Here is a 17,100-nt window from a genome sequence, read left to right on the forward strand (position 1 = left end):
CATCCGCGCCACCGCATGGGCCGAGAAGACACCCCTCATGCAACTCGACTACGACGACTGCTGGAACGGCTTCGAAAAGGGAGATGTCGCGTGAGGTTGAACCTCCTGTTGTTCGCGGCGGGGCTTGCGCTGGCCGCCTGCTCGCCGACGCCGGCGCCGGAGACCGTGGTTCCTAGCGTGGATGCGCCGGAGCCGCCGCCGACCATGAGCATCAGCACCTCGTCCTGCACGGCGCGCGGCGGAGCGATGCGTCAGGTCGGTCGGGCGCAGACCTGGCGGTGCGTGATCAAATACGCCGATGCGGGCAAGCGCTGCACCGACGGTTCGCAATGCGAGGGCGACTGCGAGATCGCTGGGAACAGCGGCGTCGCGGCGGGCGCGCGCACGGCGGGCGTCTGTCAGGCCGACAGCAACCGCTTCGGCTGCCGCACAACCATCAAGGACGGCAAGGCCGAACCCACGCTCTGCATCGACTAGTCTGAACCTCCTTATTGCGTGGGGAGGTTCAGGGGCCGTCAGTCCGCCGCGTTGAAGGCCACGCGCGCCGCACCCAGAAGGGCGGCGTGCTTGTACAGGATCACCTTGGTCGGGATGGCCTGCATATAGGGCTGGAACCGGCCCTTGCGCTCGAAGCGGGCGCGGAAGGGGCTGGCCTTGAGGAAGGGCAGGATGCGCGGGGCGATGCCGCCGGCGATATAGACCCCGCCGCGCGCGCCGGTCGTCAGGGCGATGTCCCCCGCCACGGCGCCCAGGATGGCGCAGAAGCGGGCCAGGGTCGCGCCGCAGGGACTGTTGGGGTCCTTCATCGCCGTCTCGGTGATCTCGGCAGGATCGTCCACATGGGTCTCGCGTCCGTCGATCTCGGCCAGAGCGTGGTGCATGTTCAGCAGGCCCGGCCCGCAGATCAGGCGCTCGATCGACACCCGGTCATAGCGACGGCGCAGGATGCGCAGAATCTCGTCCTCGATGGGATCGCCCGGCGGGAAACAGGCGTGGCCGCCTTCAGACGGCATGGCCATCTCACGACCATGGGCGTCGCGCACCAGGGCCGAGACCCCGAAGCCTGTGCCGGGACCCAGCACCGCCACGGTCGCATGCGGATCGCCATCGACCGGTCCGCCCAGCGAGGCCAGTTCGGCCTCCGGCGTGATGGGCGCGCCCCAGGCCAGGGCCTCGAAGTCGTTGATCAGCTTGATCGGGTTCAGGCCCAGGGTCGCAAGCTCGCCCTCCGACACCCGCCAGGGCGAGTTGGTCAGGTCGATGGTCCCGTCCGTCACCGGTCCGGCCACGGCGATGACGCCGCCGGTCGGCTTGACCTCGCAGCCGTCGAGGAAGGCCTTCACCCCGCCGAGGAAGGTCGGGTGTTCCGAGGCCGGGAAGCTCTCGTGATGTTCCAGCACCGGGCGGCCGTCGACCATGCGGGCCAGGGCGAAGCGGGCGTTGGTGCCGCCGACGTCGCCGACGAGAAGAATCTTGTCGTTCATGTGCTTATTCTCGTTCCGACGGCGTCTCAGGCGTCCACGGTGCGGTCGACCAGGTTGGGGTCGGGCGGCGCGTCCGCATGGCCGCCGGCGCCGATGGGGAAGGCGAAGCAGACGCTGGCGCCTTCTTCGGCCGTGGTCACGACGTGGCGGAAGGCGGCGAACAGTTCGCGGCCATAGCCCCAGGATGCGCCCTCGGCATGGGCCTGGCTCCGCCGGGCGGCCGGACGGGCGTTCAGGTCCAGTCCGCCGACCGTGGTCAGCACCCCGGCCTCGGCGTCCAGACGGATGACGTCGCCGTCCCGGACGTGGGCCAGGGGGCCGCCCGCCAGGGCCTCGGGCGAAACATGGATGGCGGCGGGCGTCTTGCCGCTGGCGCCCGACATGCGGCCGTCGGTGACGAAGGCGACCTTGAAGCCCTTGTCCTGAAGCACGCTGAGGGCTGGCGACAGGGAGTGCAGTTCCGGCATGCCGTTGGCCTTCGGTCCCTGGAAGCGCAGCACCACCACCACGTCGCGGTCCAGTTTTCCGGCCTTGAAGGCCTCGAGCGCGTCTTCCTGGGTCTCGAAGACGGCGGCGGGGGCCTCGACGATGCGGTTCTCGGGCTTGACCGCCGAGATCTTGATGACCGCCCGGCCCAGGTCGCCCTGCACCAGCCGCAGGCCGCCCTCGCGGTCGAAGGGATCGGAGGCGGGGCGCAGGATGTCGCGGTCGAGACTTTCGGAAACCCCGTCGCGCCAGACCAGTTCGCCGTCGACCAGAGACGGCTCCTGGAAATAGGCCTCGATGCCCTGACCCATGACGGTCATGACGTCGGTATGAAGGTTCCCCGCCTGCGCCAGCTCGCGCGCCACGAAGGCCACCCCGCCCGCCGCCTGGAAGGCGTTCACGTCGGCCGAGCCGTTGGGATAGACCCGCGCCAGCAAGGGCGTCGCCGACGACAGCTGGTCCATGTCGGTCCAGTCGATCAGCACCCCGGCCGCCCGCGCCATGGCCACCAGATGGATGGCGTGGTTGGTCGAACCGCCGGTGGCCAGGAGGGCGACGATCATGTTGACGATGGTCTTTTCCGACACGACGTCGGCCATGCGGCCCTGGCCGCTGCGGGCCAGTTCGACGGCGCGTCTGGCGGCGGCGGCGGTCAGGGCGTCGCGCAGTCCCGTCTCCGGATGGACGAAGGCGGTCGAGGGCAGGTGCAGCCCGCCCAGCTCCATCATCATCTGGTTGGAATTGGCCGTGCCGTAGAAGGTGCAGGTGCCGGGCGAGTGATAGCTGCCGATCTCGCTTTGCAGCAGGGTGGCGCGGTCCACCTTGTTCTGGGCGTAGAGCGCCCGGACGCGGGCCTTCTCGGCATTGGGAATACCCGACGGCATCGGCCCGGCCGGCGCGAAGACGACAGGCAGGTGGCCGAAGGCCAGGGCCCCCATGAAGAGGCCGGGCACGATTTTGTCGCAGACGCCCAGCATCATGGCGGCGTCAAACGCGTCGTGGGTCAGGGCCACGCCCGTCGCCATGGCGATGGCGTCGCGGCTGAACAGGCTCAGCTCCATGCCGGGGCGGCCCTGGGTAACGCCGTCGCACATGGCGGGGGTTCCGCCCGCCACCTGGGCCGTGGCCCCGACCTCGCGCACCGCCTTGCGGATCACCTCGGGAAAGCGCTCGAACGGCTGATGGGCCGACAGCATGTCGTTGTAGGCGGTGACGACGCCGACATTGGGCTTCGACCCGTCCATGGCGGTGAGCTTGTCGGCGATGGTCTGGCCGGCGAAGGCGTGGGCCCAGTTGGCGCAGGACAGCTTGGCCCGCCCGGCGCCCGAGTCGCGGGCGGCGTCCATGCGGCGCAGATAGTCGGTGCGCGTGGCGCGGCTGCGTTCAATGATGCGGGCGGTGACGTCCGCCACGACCGGATTGAGAGCCATCAGACGGCCTCCGTCCAAAGCACTTCAAGGGGAACTTTCGCCGCGATCAGGGCGGCGATGGGATGGATGCGCGGATCGCCCGCCGCCTCGCGTTCGAACACGGCGCGTTTGGCGGCTCCGGTCAGGGCCAGCACCACGCGACGCGCGCCGACCAGATAGGGCAGGTTGATCGACAGGCGCTCCTGCGGCGGGGCCAGGCCGTCGCGTCCGGCCGGCACGCCGTAGACGGCGGGCTTCAGGTCCGGCGTCAGCAGGGTCTTCAGCGTCGGGCTTTCGGGGAACATGGAACAGATATGCCCGTCCTCGCCCATGCCCAGCAGGACGGCGTCGAGGCGCCCGCCCTCTGCGGTCAGAGCCTTCGACGCCTCGGCGGCGGCGCGATCGACCGTCACCGAGGGAGAATAGAGGGGCAGGAAGCGCGCGGCCGACGCAGAGCCGGTCAGCAAGGTCCGCTTCATCAGGGCCGCGTTCGAGTCCGGCGAGGTTTCCGGCACATAGCGCTCGTCCACCAGGGTGGCCGTGACCTTCGACCAGTCCAGATCGGTTCGCGCCATTCGCGCATAGACAGGCGAGGGGGTCGATCCGCCGGCCCCCGCGAAGACGGCCCGGCCCTCTGCGGCGACAGCGCCCGCCAGGGTTTCGGTCAGCCGTGCGGCCGCAGCCGCGGCCCAGGCGTCGGCGTCGGGGAAGGTTTCGATGGCGGGGCTATTCATCGCGCGTGTTCCAGCGTCGCCCCGTGCGCGACAGCAGCAGGTCGGCCGCCTCCGGCCCCCAGGTTCCGGCGACATAGTCCAGCGGCTTGAAGTTCGCGCCGGACCAGGCGTCCGACACCTCGTCCACCCATTTCCACGCCTGCTCGGCCTCGTCGCGGCGCACGAACAGGGTGGAGTCGCCGGCCATGGCGTCCAGCAGCAGGCGCTCATAGGCGATGCGGCGGCGCGGCGGGGCGGCGTCTTTTCCGTTCACGCCCCCCGGAACCCCCCAGGACAGGCTCATCTGGATCGGCTGCAGTTGCATCCGCTGATCCAGCCCCGGCTTCTTGTTCATCACCGACAGCGAGATGTCTTCCTCGGGCTGCAGTTCGATGACCAGGCGGTTGGCGTTGATCTCGCCGCGCTCGCCGTGACCGAAGATGGAGTGGGGCACCGGCTTGAACTGGATGACGATCTCGGTGCGCTTCTCGGGCAGGCGCTTGCCGGTGCGCATGAAGAAGGGCACGCCCGCCCAACGCCAGTTGTCGATGTCGGCGCGGATGGCGACGAAGGTCTCGGTGTCGGAAGGCTGGCCGCGTTCTTCGTGATAGCTCTTGGCCGGCTTGCCCTCGCTGGTTCCGGCCACATACTGGCCGCGCACGGTGACGCGCTCGGCTTCCTCCAGGGTGATGGGGCGAAGCGACCGCAGCACCTTGACCTTCTCGTTGCGCACCGAGTCCGGGTCGAGGTCGCTGGGCGGCTCCATCGCCACCAGGCACAGCAACTGCAGCATGTGGTTCTGCAGCATGTCCCGAAGGGCGCCGTATTCGTCGTAATAGGGCCAGCGGTCGCCGACCCCGACCGTCTCGCCGATCGTGATCTGGACGTGATCGACCGTCAGATTGTTCCACAACGGCTCGAAGATGGTGTTGCCGAAGCGCAGGGCGATCAGGTTCTGAACCGTCTCCTTGCCCAGATAGTGGTCGATGCGGAAGACCTGACGCTCGTCGAAGGCGTGGCCCACGGCGTCGTCGATCTCGAGGAAGCTTTCCAGGTCGCGCCCGACCGGCTTCTCCAGCACGATGCGGCAGTTCTTCTCGGCCAGGCCGGCCGCCTTCATCGCCGTGACGATGCGGCCGTAGAGGGAGGGGGAGACCGCCAGGAAGGAGGTGACTTCGCCGTCGCCGCATTTCGCCTTCAGCGGCTTCAGGCTCTCGGGATCGGTAGCGTCCACGGCCAGATAGTCGAGGCGGGATTTCATGCGCGCCCAGCTGGCTTCGTCCCAGCCGCCGTCTGCCTCGGCCCGGGCCTTCACCGCCTCATGGACCTTGGCGATGTATTCCTCGGCGGTTTCGCTGGAGCGAGCGGCGCCGATGATCTTCAGCCCGTCCGGCAGCAGGCCGTCGTGGTCGAGGAAATAGAGCGAAGGCAACAGCATCCGCATGGCGAGGTCGCCGCCTCCGCCGAACAGAATCAGGGCCGCCATTCGCGTTTTATCCTCCGTGGCCCCGGCAGGCGGGGTCTTCGCCTTGAAGCTTAGCCATCGTCCTTGGCCGCTTCCGCCCGCTTCGCCAAGACGACCAATACGTCTTGAAACACCATGTTACGCGCATGGAGAAGAACGAGCAGGTGATAGATCAAATCCGCAGCCTCGCTGGCCAGTTCCGCCTCGTCGCCTGCGGCCCCGGCCAAAGCGGTCTCGACGCCCTCTTCACCAACCTTCTGCGCGGCGCGTTTCGGTCCCAGTGCGATCAGGCGGGCGGTCCAGCTTTCGGAAGGGGCGGCCTTGGCCCGTTCATGGATGGTGCGCTCCAGCCGGCCGATGCGGCCCAGGCCCGGCGCGTCCTCCTCGCCGAAGCAACTGACGCGGTTCAGGTGGCAGGCGTTGCCGACGGGGCGGACCTTCACCACCAGGGCGTCGCCGTCGCAGTCGGGCGTGACGGAGACGAGGTTCAGAAAATCGCCCGAGGTCTCGCCCTTGCGCCAGCGCCCTCCGCGCGACCGCGAAAAGAAGGTGGCCTGTCCGCTGTCCAGGGTCTCGCGCAGGGCGGCTTCGTCCATATAGGCCAGGGTCAGGACCTGAAGCGTGTCGGCGTCCTGGACCACGGCGGGGATCAGACCGGCGCCTTTTGCGAAGTCGATCTTGGAAATGTCGAGGGTCACAGCCTCACCTCCACGCCGTCGTCGGCCAGGAAACGCTTGAGATCGGGAATGGCGATCGCGCCGGAGTGGAAGACGCTGGCGGCCAGGGCGCCGGAAACGTCCGCCTGATGGAAGACGTCGCGGAAATGCTCCATCGCCCCGGCGCCGCCCGAGGCCACCAGGGGAATGGAGAGGCGTCGCCGCGCCTCGGCCAGTTGTGCGATGTCATAGCCGCGCCGCACGCCGTCCTGGTCGATGCAGTTCAGAACGATCTCGCCCGCGCCCAGGTCCTGCGCCTCGACGATCCAGTCCATGGTCAGCTTGCCGGCGCCGCGTCGGGCGTTCGGATCGCCGGTGTATTTGTGGACCCGCCATTCGCCGTCCTGGAAGGCGCTGTCGACGCCGACGACGACGCATTGCCTGCCCAGGCGGCGGGCCATCTCGCCGATCAGGTCGGGACGTTCCAGGGCGGGGGAGTTGATCGACACCTTGTCCGCCCCGTGATCGAGACAGCGCGCCGCCTGGTCGACTGTGCGGATGCCGCCCGCGACGCAGAAGGGAATGTCCAGCAGCCGCGCGATGTCCTGAACCCAGCCGTAGTCCAGCGTCCGCCCCTCGGGACTGGCCGTGATGTCGTAGAAGACCAGTTCGTCGGCGCCCTGGTCGCGATAGCGCGCGGCCAGTTCGGCGGCGTCGCCCATGTCCACATGGCCTTCGAACCGCACGCCCTTGACCACCCGGCCGTCCTTCACGTCCAGGCAGGGGATGATGCGCCGAGCGGTCATCGGGCTGTTCCAGCGTCGCAGGTCGAGGTCACGACGCCAGGGCCTTCAGGGCCTCGGCCGCCGTGAAACGGCCTTCGTAGATGGCGCGGCCGACGACGGCGCCGTCGCAGCCGATCGCGCGCGCGGCGGTCAGGTCGTCCAGCGACGCCACCCCGCCCGAGGCCTGGATCTTCAACTCCGGCCGCCGCGTCCGCGCTTCCTGCAGCAACTCCAGATTGGGGCCGGTCATGGCGCCGTCGCGGCCCACGTCGGTCATCAGGACATGGATCAGGGAGCCGGTCGGATAGCGGTCCAGCACGGTCCACAGATCGACGCCCGACGACTGGGTCCAGCCTTTCAGGGCGGGAACGGGAAGGCCGTCCTCGTACTTGACGTCCAGGGCCAGGGTCAGGCGTTCGGGGCCGAAGCGTTCCAGCCAGCCCAGCACCGTGTCGGACTGAGTCACGGCCAGGGAGCCGACGACCACGCGCTGGACGCCGGCGGCCAGCAGGCGCTCGACGTCCTCCACCGCGCGCACGCCGCCGCCCGACTGGATGTTGACGGCCAGGGCCGAGGCCAGTTCTCCGATCAGGTCGTGCTGCATGGCGCGTCCGGCCTCGGCGCCGTCCAGGTCGACGACATGGACCCACTCCGCGCCCTCGGCGACGAAGGTCGCCAGACGGGCGGCGGGCGCGTCGTCATAGCGCGTCATCTGGTCGAACCGCCCGTGCATCAACCGCACGCAGACGCCGTCCTTCAGGTCGATGGCGGGATAGAGGATCATGCGGGCGTCTCGAGGAAGTTCTTCAGGATACGGGCCCCGGCGGCGGCGGAGCGTTCGGGGTGAAATTGGCAGCCCCAGCGGTTGGCGCTGTTGACCACGGCGGGCACGGCCAGACCGTAGTCGGCGGCCGCGATCGTCGCCGGGCCGTCGGGACAGACGTAGCCGTGGACGAAATAGGCCCAGTCGCCGTCCTTCACTCCGTCCAGCAAGGGATCGTCGCGACGAAGGGTCAGGCGGCTCCAGCCCATGTGAGGAGAGGGGCGCGACGGCGCGGGGGCGATGGCCTCTACTCGTCCGGGGATCAGGCCCAACAGGTCGACGCCACCATCCTCGGCGCTGCTGTCGAACAGGAGCTGCTGACCCAGGCAGACGCCCAGCAGGGGGCGCTGGAACCGGCGTATCGGCTCGACCAGGCCCAGGGCCTTCAGCCGCTCCATGGCGTATCCGGCGGCGCCCACCCCGGGCAGGATGATCCGTTCCGCTTCGTCCAGGTCGGCGGGGTCGGCGGTGATCCGCACCCGTGCGCCCAACCGCTCCAGAGCGAAGCGTACGGAGGCGACATTGCCGGAGCCGTAGCCGATCAGGGTGACGTTCACAGCACCCCCTTGGTCGAGGGCACGACATCCCCCTCGATGCGGATGGCCTGTCGCAGGGCGCGGCCCAGGGCCTTGAACACGGCCTCGGTCTTGTGGTGGTCGTCGTCGCCGGTGACCGTGATGTGGATGGCGGCGCCCAGGTTCTCGGCCAGGGAGCGGATCACGTGGGCCGTCAGGTCGGTGCGGTAGCCGCCGATGAAGGGGGTGGCGAACGTCCCCTCGAACACCGGATAGGGCCGGCCCGACAGGTCGATGGAGACCGCCGCATTGGCCTCGTCCATCGGCAGGACGAAGCCGTAGCGCTGAATGCCCTTCCTTTCGCCCAGCGCCTGCTTCAGCGCCTGGCCCAGGGCGATGGCGCTGTCCTCTATGGTGTGATGCGGGTCGGTGTGCAGGTCGCCCTCGCACGACAGGCGGATTGAGAAGCCGCCGTGCGCCGCCACCTGTTCGATCATGTGGTCGAAGAAGCCGACGCCGGTCTCGATCTTCACCGGTCCGGGGCTGTCCAGGTCGACGGCGCAGACGATGCGGGTCTCCTTGGTGTCGCGCACGGCCTGGCCGAGACGGCTGCGACGGACCTTGGGCGCGGCGGCGCCCAGGGCGACCAGAAGACGGTCGTTGACTTCGGGCTTCAGCGAGACGGGCAGGCGGACCCGCTCGCCTGCCGTGTCGGCGGTCAGGCCGTAGCGGCGCAGGGCCTCGACGACGGCGACCAGGTCGGTCGGACGGGCGATAATCACCGGCCCGACTCCGGCCTCCAGCGGCATGAGACGCGCCAGGGCCTCGACCACGCGGGCGCGTTCGCGGCGCACCCCGTCGATGCGTTCGGCGGTTTCGATCATCCGCGAAGGGTCCAGCGCCTGCAGCGCCAGCCGCACCGAAACCTCGGGCAGGGCGTAGGGTTCCAGCACCCCGCCCAGACGCGCCAGCGTCTGCGGCTGCGCGACCGCCGCGCCGACCCGCGCCCCGGCCAGTCCATGGGCCAGCGACAGGCTGCGCAGAACGATCAGGTTGGCGTGATCCTTCACGACGGATGCGGCGGAGGCGGAATCCGCAAACTCGACCAGGCCTTCGTCCACGACCAGCAAGGCGGGCGCCACGCGCTCGGCCATCTCGGCCACGGCCTCGGACGAACCCAGGGCGCGGACGACCACGGCGGCGGTCTCGGCCTGCTCGGCCGGGCGAGCATAGAGGGCGGCCAGGCCCTGATAGGGTTCGGCCTCGGGCGCCTGGACCTTCAGCCCGTCGCGGGCGGCCAGACGCCAGACCAGTTCCAACCCATGGGTCAGGCCGCGCGTCGGCAAGACCTGGTCGGCGGCCACGCCGTAGAGATCGGCCATGCGCGCGGCCAGGGCCTCGGGTCTGGCCGGATAGGCGTCCAGGCCTTCGCCGCCGGTTGTCAGGGGCGGATAGGGGGCGGGCAGGGTCATCAGCGGCCCTTCCCTGCGAAGGGAGAGATCATCCCGCGCTCCTCAGATCGGCCGCTCGCGCATGGGCTTCCAACCCTTCCATCCGGGCCAGGGCGGCGGCGACGGGGGCCAGGGCGGCGGCGCCCTTTTCGCTGACGGTCTGGACCGACATGGTGGTCATGAAGCTGGCGGTGGTGATGCCGCCCAGGGTCCGCGCCGCGCCGTCGGTCGGCAGGACGTGGCTGGGCCCGGCCGCATAGTCGCCCAGGGTCTCGGCCGCCCAGCCGCCGACGAAGACGGCGCCGGCCGCCGTGATCCGGCTCACCAGGGCCTCGGCGTCCTCGGCCTGGATCGACAGGTGTTCGGGGCCGTAGAGATCGGCGACCTCGCAGGCCTCGGCCATGTCGCGCACGCGGACGGCGCGGGCCTCGGCCAGGGAGGCGCGGGCGATCTCGGCGCGGGGCAGGCTTTCGACCTGTCGTTCGACCTCGGTCAGGATTTCGTTCAGGGCCGTGCCGCTGTCGGACACCAGGATAACCTGGGCGTCGGCGTCGTGTTCGGCCTGGCTCAGCAGGTCGGCGGCGACGATCTCGAAGTCGGCGTCGCGGTCGGCGATGACCAGCAGTTCGGACGGCCCCGCCGGCATGTCCGCCGCCGGGCCGCCGGGCAGGGCGGAGGCGTAGCGCTTGGCCTCGGCCACATAGGCGTTGCCGGGGCCGAACAGCTTGTCGACCGGGGCGATGACGCCGTCGTCCAGTTCGACGCCGAAGGTCAGGGCGGCGACCGCCTGGGCTCCGCCCAGCAGCCAGAGCTCATCCAGACCCGCTTCGGCGGCGGCGGCGATCATGGCCGGGTGGACGGAGCCGTCCTTGGCCGGAGGGGTGACGGCGACCCGCCGCGCGACCCCGGCCACGCCCGCCGGAACGGCCTGCATCAACAGGGAGGAAAAGAGGGGCGCGGTCCCGCCGGGGACATAGATTCCGGCCGAGCCGATCGGGCGCCAGACCAGTCTGGACTTCACTCCGGGCGTGGTTTCGACGAAGGGGCTGTCGACCGGGCGCGTCGCTTCGTGGAAGACGCGGATGTTGTCGGCGGCGACCCGCAGGGCGCGGGCGGCGGCGGGCGGCAGGTCGCGGCGGGCTTGGGCGGCCGCGGCCTCGGTGACGGCGATGCGGCGCGGGGCCGCGCCGTCCAGCTTCCTGGCCCAGTCGTTCACGGCGGCCCCGCCGCGCGCTTGCACGTCGTCGAAGATGTCGCGCACCACCCCGGTGACGAAGCCCTCGGTGCGGCGTTGCGGCCGGGCCAGAGCGGCCCTGCGTCCGTCGGCGTCCAGCTTGCTCCAGTCGATACGCCGCATCACATCATCTTCTCTATAGGCAGGACCAGTATGGCCGAGGCGCCCTCGGCCTTGAGCTTCTCCAGCGTCTCCCAGAAGACGGCCTCCTGGCAGACGGCGTGGACGGCGACCGCGTCGTCGCGGCCCGACAGGGGCATGACGGTGGGAGAGCCCGCGCCCGGCAACAGGGCGGTGATCCGGTCCAGGGCGGCGCGGGGCGCGTTCAGCATGACGTACTTGGCCCCCTGGGAAGAGACGACGCCGGCCATCCGCTCGACGATGCTGTCCAGCAGGTGCTGCAGACCGGGTTCGGGCGGGGTCGGCGCCTTGATCAGCACGGCCTGGCTGTCCAGCACCGTCTCGCGCGCCGCCAGGCCGTTGGCCTCCAGCGTCGCTCCGGTGGAGACCAGGTCGCAGATGGCGGCCGCCAGCTTCAGGCGCGGCGCCACCTCGACCGCGCCGCGCATGGTGACGATGTCGGCCTCGACGCCCGCCTCGTCCAGGAAGCGACGCAGAATCCGGGGGTAGGAGGTGGCGATGCGCAAGCCCTGCAGCGAAGCCGGACCGGCGTAGTCGAGCGTCGGGGGCGCGGCGATCTTCAGCGTGCAGCGGCCGAAGCCCAGGGGCATGACGACCTCGGCGTTCGGCCCGCCGTTGCGGCCTTCCTCCAGCACGTTCTCGCCGACGATGCCCAGATCGCAGACCCCGTCGGCCACGAAGGTCGGGATGTCGTCGTCGCGGACGCGCAGCAGGTCGATCGGATAGTTCTCGATCCGATAGAGCAGGTCGTTGTTGCCCTTCACCACCCGCAGTCCGGCGTCGCGGACAAGGTCCAGGCTGCGTTCGGCCAGACGGCCGGATTTCTGGACGGCGATGCGCAGCCGTCCCTGCACTGTGCTCATGATCTCAACTCAGGCTTTCAGTCTGTCCAGCACCAGGCGATAGCCCTGGTGCGGCATGTCCTTCAGGGAGCGGGCGACGCGCACCACGGTGGTCGGGCTGGCCGAGGCCTCGGCCGCGATCTCGCGATAGGTGCGGTCTCCGGCGTCCAGCAGACGCGCCACCTGCCATCGCTCGGCGAAGGCGCGCAGTTCGGCCGGGGTGCAGAGATCCGACAGAAAGGCCTCTGCCTCCTCTCGCGATCTCAGCGAGAGCAGGGCGTCCAGCAGGGCGATCTTGGCGGCGTCGGTGCTCATGTTGCGTTCCATTATGCTGTAACAATGGAACGGTCAAGGGCGCGTGGTCGATCCTTGCCTTTGTCGAGACAAGTCGGACCCTGCTCAAAGCAAAAAAGCCTGCGCAGGCGCGCCGCGTCGCCGGTTGAGCGCGATCAGAACCTGCATGACCCGAGGCTCGAGTTTGCCACGCTCATAGAGCCAGATCACCTCGACGGTGGCGGGATGGGCCATGGCCATACCCAGCGGGAAGGGCGGTTCGGACACCCGTTCGACCGGCCTGCGAAGCAGAGCTGACAGGTCGTTCATCGGCAAATCATCGACTGAAAATCGGGGCCATGCCCTCGCTCTTGGAACGCCCGTCTCTTCTATCGCGACGCTTATTACCAGCCATCTCGATGGAACCCGCCGGTGCGTATCTTCGACCCCCGCCTGCTCGTCTTGACGCCTCTGTCCCTGGCGTTCGCCGCGCCGGTCATGGCGCAAAGCGCGCCGACCCCGGCTGCTCCTCCGCAAGCTGAAGCCGACCAGCAGGGTGTGTTGATTTTCGCTCCGGACTTCTTCGCCGCCCAGCAGCCGGTCACGGCCCTGGACATGGTCAGCCGCGTGCCGGGCTTCAGCGTCATCGACGGCGACGGCAGCCGGGGATTCCAGGGCTCGGTCGGGAATGTCCTGATCAACGGCGTGCGGCCCGCCTCCAAGAACGACACCGGCAGCAGCGTTCTGTCGCGCACCCTTGCCGCCCAGGTCGAGCGGATCGAACTGGTGCGCGGGGGCGCCCCCGGCATCGACATGCAGGGCTTCTCGGTCGTCGCCAACGTCATCACCCGCGACCAGTCCAGCCGCCAGTCGATCTTCACAGGCAACGCGGTCCTGTACGACGGCGGGAAGGACGCCTTCGGCGGCGTCTGGCAGTTCGCGGCCAAGGACGGCGACCGCACCTGGGGCTTCGTCATCACCGAGGGCTTCAGGGTCAATGACTCGCGGGGCGTCGGCCCCGTGGTGCGCCGGGACGGCTTTGGAAACATCCTGCGTAGCGAGGACTATTTCAGCGACCAGAAGAACAGCGACACTTCACTACGGGTCAATTACGCCAGCCCCTTCCTTGGCGGTCAGATCGATCTGACGGCTCGCTACGGGCTCAAGGACCTCGAGAGCCTGGACCTGCAGACATCGCCGACCGTGCGGCGTGAGGCGAAATACCAGGAAGACGGCTCCAGCGGCGAGTTCGGCGCGGTCTTTACGCGTCCGCTCAATAGCCGCCTCAGCTCCGAGACCCGCTTCATCCACGAGTTCGATTCGACCGATTCAATCGCCTTTTCGCAGACCCGACTGAACAATGTGGACGGCCTCGAGCAGCGCTTCTTGACCGAGAGCGAAGGCGCCGAAACCATCCTGCGCAGCCTGCTGCGCTATGAGCACGCCCCAGGTCTGGGCTTCGAGGCCGGCGCTGAAATCGCCTACAACATGCTGGAGACCGAGCAGGCCTTCAGCAGCGGCGGCGTCCCTGTTTCCCTGCCGTCGGCCTCGGTCAAGGTCGAGGAGACGCGTGGCGAGGCGTTCGGCAAGGGGACCTGGCGGGTCAGCGACACCCTGGCTTTCGAAGGCGGCCTGCGCCTGGAGCGTTCGACCATCAGCCAGTCGGGCGACGCGAACCAGGAGAAGACCTTCTCCTTCATCAAGCCGCGCCTGCTGGCGACCTGGACGCCCAAGCCGAGCCATCAGTTCCGCGCGCGGTTCGAGCGCGAGGTCGGACAGTTGAATTTCAGCGATTTCGCCGCCTCCTCCGATCTGGAGGAGGAGAACGTCACTGGCGGCAATATCGACCTGGAGCCTGAGCAACGCTGGATCGCCGAGTTGGTCTATGAGGGCCGCTTCTGGGGCGACGGCGTCGTCAGCGTCACTCTGCGCCATGACGAGATCAGCGACGTCATCGACGTCATCCCGCTGGAAGCCGGCCTGTCGGCGATCGGCAATATCGGCGACGGAACTCTGGACCGGCTGGCGGTGAACATTCAGGCGCCCTTGGACCGTTTCGGCTTCAGCGGCGGGCGGATCAGCGCGCGCAACACCTGGAACCGCACAGAGGTCGTCGATCCGACGAGCGGCGAGACGCGTCCGATCTCCAACGTCCCGAAAAGTCGCGCGGTCATCACCATCGCTCAGGACATCAAGTCGTGGAACCTGCAGTGGAGCGTCGCCTGGACCCCGCTGCTGGGCCGAGCCAGCTACGATCCCGACGTGCAGTTCTCTTTGAGGGCCCACCATCTCATCGAGAGCTGGGTCGAGTACAAACCGACCCCGACCTGGTCGCTCCGCGCCCAGATCAATCTATTGGAGGATTTCGACCAGACGCGCATCGCCTACGCCGACCGCCAGGTCCGGCCTATCAGCTATATCGAAACTCGCAACGTCGAACCCCGAACCTTCTACTCGCTGCGTCTGCGCAAGACGTTCTGAGCGGGCGCTCGTACTGCAGTTTGCCCATTTTCCGCCGGCCGGGGGTGCTGGACTTTCAAAGACCGTTCCGAGACTGAGCCGCTCTTAGGTGGTCCCGGCAGCCTTTGATGCGGTGGCGTCTTCCATTTCGCCCTTCGACGCGCCATCTAGCGGGCCATGACCCAGAAGACCCCCGTGACCGTCCTCACCGGCTACCTCGGCGCCGGCAAGACCACCCTGCTGAACCGCATCCTCACCGAGGATCACGGCAAGCGATACGCCGTCATCGTCAACGAGTTCGGCGAGATCGGCATCGACAACGATCTGGTGGTCGGCGCCGACGAGGACGTGTTCGAGATGAACAACGGCTGCGTCTGCTGCACGGTGCGCGGGGACCTGATCCGGGTGGTCAACGGCCTGATGAAGCGCCAGCGCCCCGGCAAGCCGGCCTTCGACGCCATCATCGTCGAGACCACGGGCCTGGCCGACCCGGGCCCGGTAGCCCAGACCTTCTTCGTCGACGACGAGGTCAAGGCCAAGACCCAGCTGGACAGCGTCACGGCCCTGGTGGACGCCAAGCACGTGATGGCGCGTCTGGACGACTCCAGGGAGGCGCGCGAGCAGGTGGCCTTCGCCGACCGCATCATCCTGAACAAGGTGGATCTGGCCACGAACGAGGAACTGGACGCCGTCGAGGCCCGCCTGCGCGCCCTGAACCCCCTGGCCCCCATCGTCCGCGCCGAGCGCTCGAACGTGCCGCTGGACCAGGTGCTGGGCGTTCACGCCTTCGACCTGGAGCGCATCCTTGAGGTCAAGCCGGACTTCGTGAACCCGCCGCACGGCGCCGAGGGTCACGTCCACGACGAACATTGCGGCCATGACCATCACGATCATGGGCATGACCATGTTCATGACGAGCACTGCGGGCACGCCCATGATCACGGTCCTGAGCATGGGCCGCGCGGCCACGCCCACAACGACGAGATCAAGGGAATCTCCCTGACCCTGGACCGGCCGCTGAACGGCGCCCGTTTCACCGCCTGGCTGGACAAGCTGCTGGGCGAGCAGGGCCAGAACATCCTGCGCGCCAAGGGCATCATCGACGTGCAGGGCGAGGATCGCCGCCTGGTTTTCCAGGCCGTGCACATGATCCTGGAAGGCGACCTGCAGCAGCCCTGGGGCGACAAGGAACGCCGCTGGAGCCGCGCCGTCTTCATCGGTCGCGACCTGGACGAGGCTGCGCTGAAGGCCGGGTTCGAGGCCTGCGCGGCGTGAGCGGCCGGGTAGAGGCCAAGCTGATCTACGGCACGCCCGAGTTCGAGATCGTCAAGGGCGGCGACCATGTTCGCTGCGCCGTCTCGGGCGTAGTGATCCCGCTGGACATGCTCAACTACTGGAGCGTGGAACTTCAGGAAGCCTACGCTTCGGGCGAACTGATGACCCAGCGCTGGGTCGAGACGCATAGGTAAGGGATCGACCCTCTCCCGACGGGAAAGGGCTTGAGGCTCGGAGAGCCGAAGGCGATCCGCTAGCCGAAAGGGTGAGGGGCTATGGTATCGGTCGGCGTGAGCCGTCGCGCCACGGCCTTCGGCCGACTTCAACCGCGAATCCTCACCCTTTCGCCTTCACCAATCGCTTCGCTCTTGGAGGCTCAAGCCCTCTCCCATCGGGAGAGGGTGGAGAGCCAGTCGCTGATGACGCGCGCCAGCGCCTCGGGCTGCTCCAGCGGGATCATGTGGCCGCTGTCGGCGATGTGAACCAGGGTTGAGCCCGCAATCCCGCGATGCAGTTCCTCCGCCTCGTCAGGGCCGCGCAAGCGGTCGGCGTCGGCGGCGACGATCAGGGTCGGCTGAACAATCTCGCCCAGTCGGTCCAGGTCGCCTGTTCGCGCCATGGCGGACTGTCGATGAAACACCTCGCCGCCCAGTCGCAATCCCATGTCGCGAACTCGGGCGATCATTGTCTCGTCTTCGGCCAAGTCAGGATGAAGCGAAGAGGCGATGGCCGGGCGGCTCAAGCCCTTGAACGCCTTGGGCGGCGCCTTCAGGGCCGAGCGACGCTGACGGATCAGTTCCTCCGTGTCGCCGCGCGCCGAGGTGGCGATCAGGATCAGGGCCGTCACGCGGTCCGGCCCCGTCCGCGCCAGCTCGCGCGCGACGTAGCCGCCCATCGAAAAGCCCACGGCGACGAACCGATCCGGCGCGTCGGCCAGGATGGCGGCGGCCATGCTCTCGATGTCCTCGCCCCGGCTGAGGTCGGTCGTGACCAGGGGGGCGAACGCGGTCAGGTCGTCGGTCATGGCGTCCCACAGGGTCGCGTCGGCCATGAAGCCGGGAATGAGCAACAGGGTCATGGGCCTCTCT

18 protein-coding genes are annotated in these 17,100 nt (G+C 68.6%); 4 read left to right on the forward strand and 14 right to left on the reverse strand.

Annotated features, from left to right (window positions below; all coding sequences use genetic code 11):
- Positions 1-90 precede the first annotated feature (90 nt).
- The gene (locus ABIE19_RS16095) at positions 91-477 is read left to right on the forward strand and encodes a hypothetical protein (RefSeq protein WP_354090250.1); all 387 of its coding nucleotides are present in this window, start codon (positions 91-93) and stop codon (positions 475-477) included.
- 38 nt (positions 478-515) lie between these two features.
- Here ABIE19_RS16095 and glk read toward each other — a convergent pair whose 3' ends face one another.
- From glk to ABIE19_RS16160, 13 genes are all read right to left on the reverse strand, one after another.
- Positions 516-1,484, reverse strand: coding sequence for a glucokinase (gene glk / locus ABIE19_RS16100; RefSeq protein WP_354090251.1), 969 nt, complete (start codon positions 1,482-1,484; stop codon positions 516-518).
- Between the two features lie 26 nt (positions 1,485-1,510).
- On the reverse strand, positions 1,511-3,400 hold the full coding sequence (gene edd / locus ABIE19_RS16105) for a phosphogluconate dehydratase (protein ID WP_354090252.1): 1,890 nt from the start codon (positions 3,398-3,400) through the stop codon (positions 1,511-1,513).
- Positions 3,400-4,113 carry a 6-phosphogluconolactonase gene (pgl, locus tag ABIE19_RS16110; RefSeq protein ID WP_354090253.1) on the reverse strand — a complete coding sequence of 238 codons (714 nt, stop codon included), beginning with the start codon at positions 4,111-4,113 and terminating at the stop codon, positions 3,400-3,402. The genes edd and pgl overlap by 1 nt, the downstream gene beginning before the upstream one ends.
- A complete protein-coding gene (gene zwf / locus ABIE19_RS16115) occupies positions 4,106-5,578 on the reverse strand; it encodes a glucose-6-phosphate dehydrogenase (RefSeq protein ID WP_354090254.1) in 1,473 nt (490 codons plus the stop codon). Before zwf ends, pgl begins: the two co-directional genes overlap by 8 nt.
- A gap of 50 nt (positions 5,579-5,628) precedes the next feature.
- Positions 5,629-6,255: a bifunctional phosphoribosyl-AMP cyclohydrolase/phosphoribosyl-ATP diphosphatase HisIE gene (gene hisIE / locus ABIE19_RS16120; protein ID WP_354090255.1), complete on the reverse strand. Its 627-nt coding sequence runs from the start codon at positions 6,253-6,255 to the stop codon at positions 5,629-5,631.
- Positions 6,252-7,019 carry an imidazole glycerol phosphate synthase subunit HisF gene (gene hisF, locus ABIE19_RS16125; protein WP_354090256.1) on the reverse strand — a complete coding sequence of 256 codons (768 nt, stop codon included), beginning with the start codon at positions 7,017-7,019 and terminating at the stop codon, positions 6,252-6,254. The genes hisIE and hisF overlap by 4 nt, the downstream gene beginning before the upstream one ends.
- 28 nt (positions 7,020-7,047) lie before the next feature.
- The gene (hisA, locus tag ABIE19_RS16130) at positions 7,048-7,782 is read right to left on the reverse strand and encodes a 1-(5-phosphoribosyl)-5-[(5-phosphoribosylamino)methylideneamino]imidazole-4-carboxamide isomerase (protein WP_354090257.1); all 735 of its coding nucleotides are present in this window, start codon (positions 7,780-7,782) and stop codon (positions 7,048-7,050) included.
- Positions 7,779-8,378, reverse strand: coding sequence for an imidazole glycerol phosphate synthase subunit HisH (hisH, locus tag ABIE19_RS16135; RefSeq protein WP_354090258.1), 600 nt, complete (start codon positions 8,376-8,378; stop codon positions 7,779-7,781). Before hisH ends, hisA begins: the two co-directional genes overlap by 4 nt.
- The gene (gene hisB / locus ABIE19_RS16140) at positions 8,375-9,808 is read right to left on the reverse strand and encodes an imidazoleglycerol-phosphate dehydratase HisB (RefSeq protein WP_354090259.1); all 1,434 of its coding nucleotides are present in this window, start codon (positions 9,806-9,808) and stop codon (positions 8,375-8,377) included. Before hisB ends, hisH begins: the two co-directional genes overlap by 4 nt.
- A 28-nt stretch (positions 9,809-9,836) precedes the next feature.
- The gene (hisD, locus tag ABIE19_RS16145; protein ID WP_354090260.1) at positions 9,837-11,144 is read right to left on the reverse strand and encodes a histidinol dehydrogenase; all 1,308 of its coding nucleotides are present in this window, start codon (positions 11,142-11,144) and stop codon (positions 9,837-9,839) included.
- Positions 11,144-12,025 carry an ATP phosphoribosyltransferase gene (hisG, locus tag ABIE19_RS16150; protein ID WP_354090261.1) on the reverse strand — a complete coding sequence of 294 codons (882 nt, stop codon included), beginning with the start codon at positions 12,023-12,025 and terminating at the stop codon, positions 11,144-11,146. Before hisG ends, hisD begins: the two co-directional genes overlap by 1 nt.
- A gap of 9 nt (positions 12,026-12,034) precedes the next feature.
- Positions 12,035-12,331, reverse strand: coding sequence for a YerC/YecD family TrpR-related protein (locus ABIE19_RS16155; protein ID WP_435521157.1), 297 nt, complete (start codon positions 12,329-12,331; stop codon positions 12,035-12,037).
- Between the two features lie 72 nt (positions 12,332-12,403).
- Positions 12,404-12,607 carry a hypothetical protein gene (locus ABIE19_RS16160; protein WP_354090263.1) on the reverse strand — a complete coding sequence of 68 codons (204 nt, stop codon included), beginning with the start codon at positions 12,605-12,607 and terminating at the stop codon, positions 12,404-12,406.
- 102 nt (positions 12,608-12,709) lie between these two features.
- On the opposite strand from ABIE19_RS16160, the gene ABIE19_RS16165 reads away from it, so the two are divergent.
- The 3 genes from ABIE19_RS16165 (at position 12,710) to ABIE19_RS16175 (ending at position 16,206) form a co-directional block, all read left to right on the forward strand.
- On the forward strand, positions 12,710-14,758 hold the full coding sequence (locus ABIE19_RS16165) for a TonB-dependent receptor plug domain-containing protein (RefSeq protein WP_354090264.1): 2,049 nt from the start codon (positions 12,710-12,712) through the stop codon (positions 14,756-14,758).
- 156 nt (positions 14,759-14,914) lie between these two features.
- Positions 14,915-16,012: a CobW family GTP-binding protein gene (locus ABIE19_RS16170; protein ID WP_354090265.1), complete on the forward strand. Its 1,098-nt coding sequence runs from the start codon at positions 14,915-14,917 to the stop codon at positions 16,010-16,012.
- Positions 16,009-16,206: a DUF2093 domain-containing protein gene (locus tag ABIE19_RS16175; RefSeq protein WP_354090266.1), complete on the forward strand. Its 198-nt coding sequence runs from the start codon at positions 16,009-16,011 to the stop codon at positions 16,204-16,206. Before ABIE19_RS16170 ends, ABIE19_RS16175 begins: the two co-directional genes overlap by 4 nt.
- A gap of 182 nt (positions 16,207-16,388) precedes the next feature.
- Here the strand turns inward: ABIE19_RS16175 and ABIE19_RS16180 are convergent, their stop codons facing one another.
- Positions 16,389-17,090: an alpha/beta fold hydrolase gene (locus ABIE19_RS16180; protein ID WP_354090267.1), complete on the reverse strand. Its 702-nt coding sequence runs from the start codon at positions 17,088-17,090 to the stop codon at positions 16,389-16,391.
- Between the last annotated feature and the right edge of the window lie 10 nt (positions 17,091-17,100).

This window comes from Brevundimonas faecalis (genome assembly GCF_040549405.1).
In the GTDB taxonomy this organism is placed as follows: Bacteria; Pseudomonadota; Alphaproteobacteria; order Caulobacterales; family Caulobacteraceae; genus Brevundimonas; species Brevundimonas faecalis.

Bases quoted from the DNA above. Each gene is read 5' to 3' on its own strand.
- zwf (WP_354090254.1), bottom strand. From the start codon at position 5,578: ATGGCGGCCCTGATTCTGTTCGGCGGAGGCGGCGACCTCGCCATGCGG.
- ABIE19_RS16170 (WP_354090265.1), top strand. From the start codon at position 14,915: ATGACCCAGAAGACCCCCGTGACCGTCCTCACCGGCTACCTCGGCGCC.
- hisB (WP_354090259.1), bottom strand. From the start codon at position 9,808: ATGACCCTGCCCGCCCCCTATCCGCCCCTGACAACCGGCGGCGAAGGC.
- ABIE19_RS16155 (WP_435521157.1), bottom strand. From the start codon at position 12,331: ATGGAACGCAACATGAGCACCGACGCCGCCAAGATCGCCCTGCTGGAC.
- edd (WP_354090252.1), bottom strand. From the start codon at position 3,400: ATGGCTCTCAATCCGGTCGTGGCGGACGTCACCGCCCGCATCATTGAA.
- ABIE19_RS16180 (WP_354090267.1), bottom strand. From the start codon at position 17,090: ATGACCCTGTTGCTCATTCCCGGCTTCATGGCCGACGCGACCCTGTGG.
- hisA (WP_354090257.1), bottom strand. From the start codon at position 7,782: ATGATCCTCTATCCCGCCATCGACCTGAAGGACGGCGTCTGCGTGCGG.
- hisF (WP_354090256.1), bottom strand. From the start codon at position 7,019: ATGACCGCTCGGCGCATCATCCCCTGCCTGGACGTGAAGGACGGCCGG.
- ABIE19_RS16160 (WP_354090263.1), bottom strand. From the start codon at position 12,607: ATGAACGACCTGTCAGCTCTGCTTCGCAGGCCGGTCGAACGGGTGTCC.
- hisG (WP_354090261.1), bottom strand. From the start codon at position 12,025: ATGAGCACAGTGCAGGGACGGCTGCGCATCGCCGTCCAGAAATCCGGC.
- pgl (WP_354090253.1), bottom strand. From the start codon at position 4,113: ATGAATAGCCCCGCCATCGAAACCTTCCCCGACGCCGACGCCTGGGCC.
- glk (WP_354090251.1), bottom strand. From the start codon at position 1,484: ATGAACGACAAGATTCTTCTCGTCGGCGACGTCGGCGGCACCAACGCC.
- hisD (WP_354090260.1), bottom strand. From the start codon at position 11,144: ATGCGGCGTATCGACTGGAGCAAGCTGGACGCCGACGGACGCAGGGCC.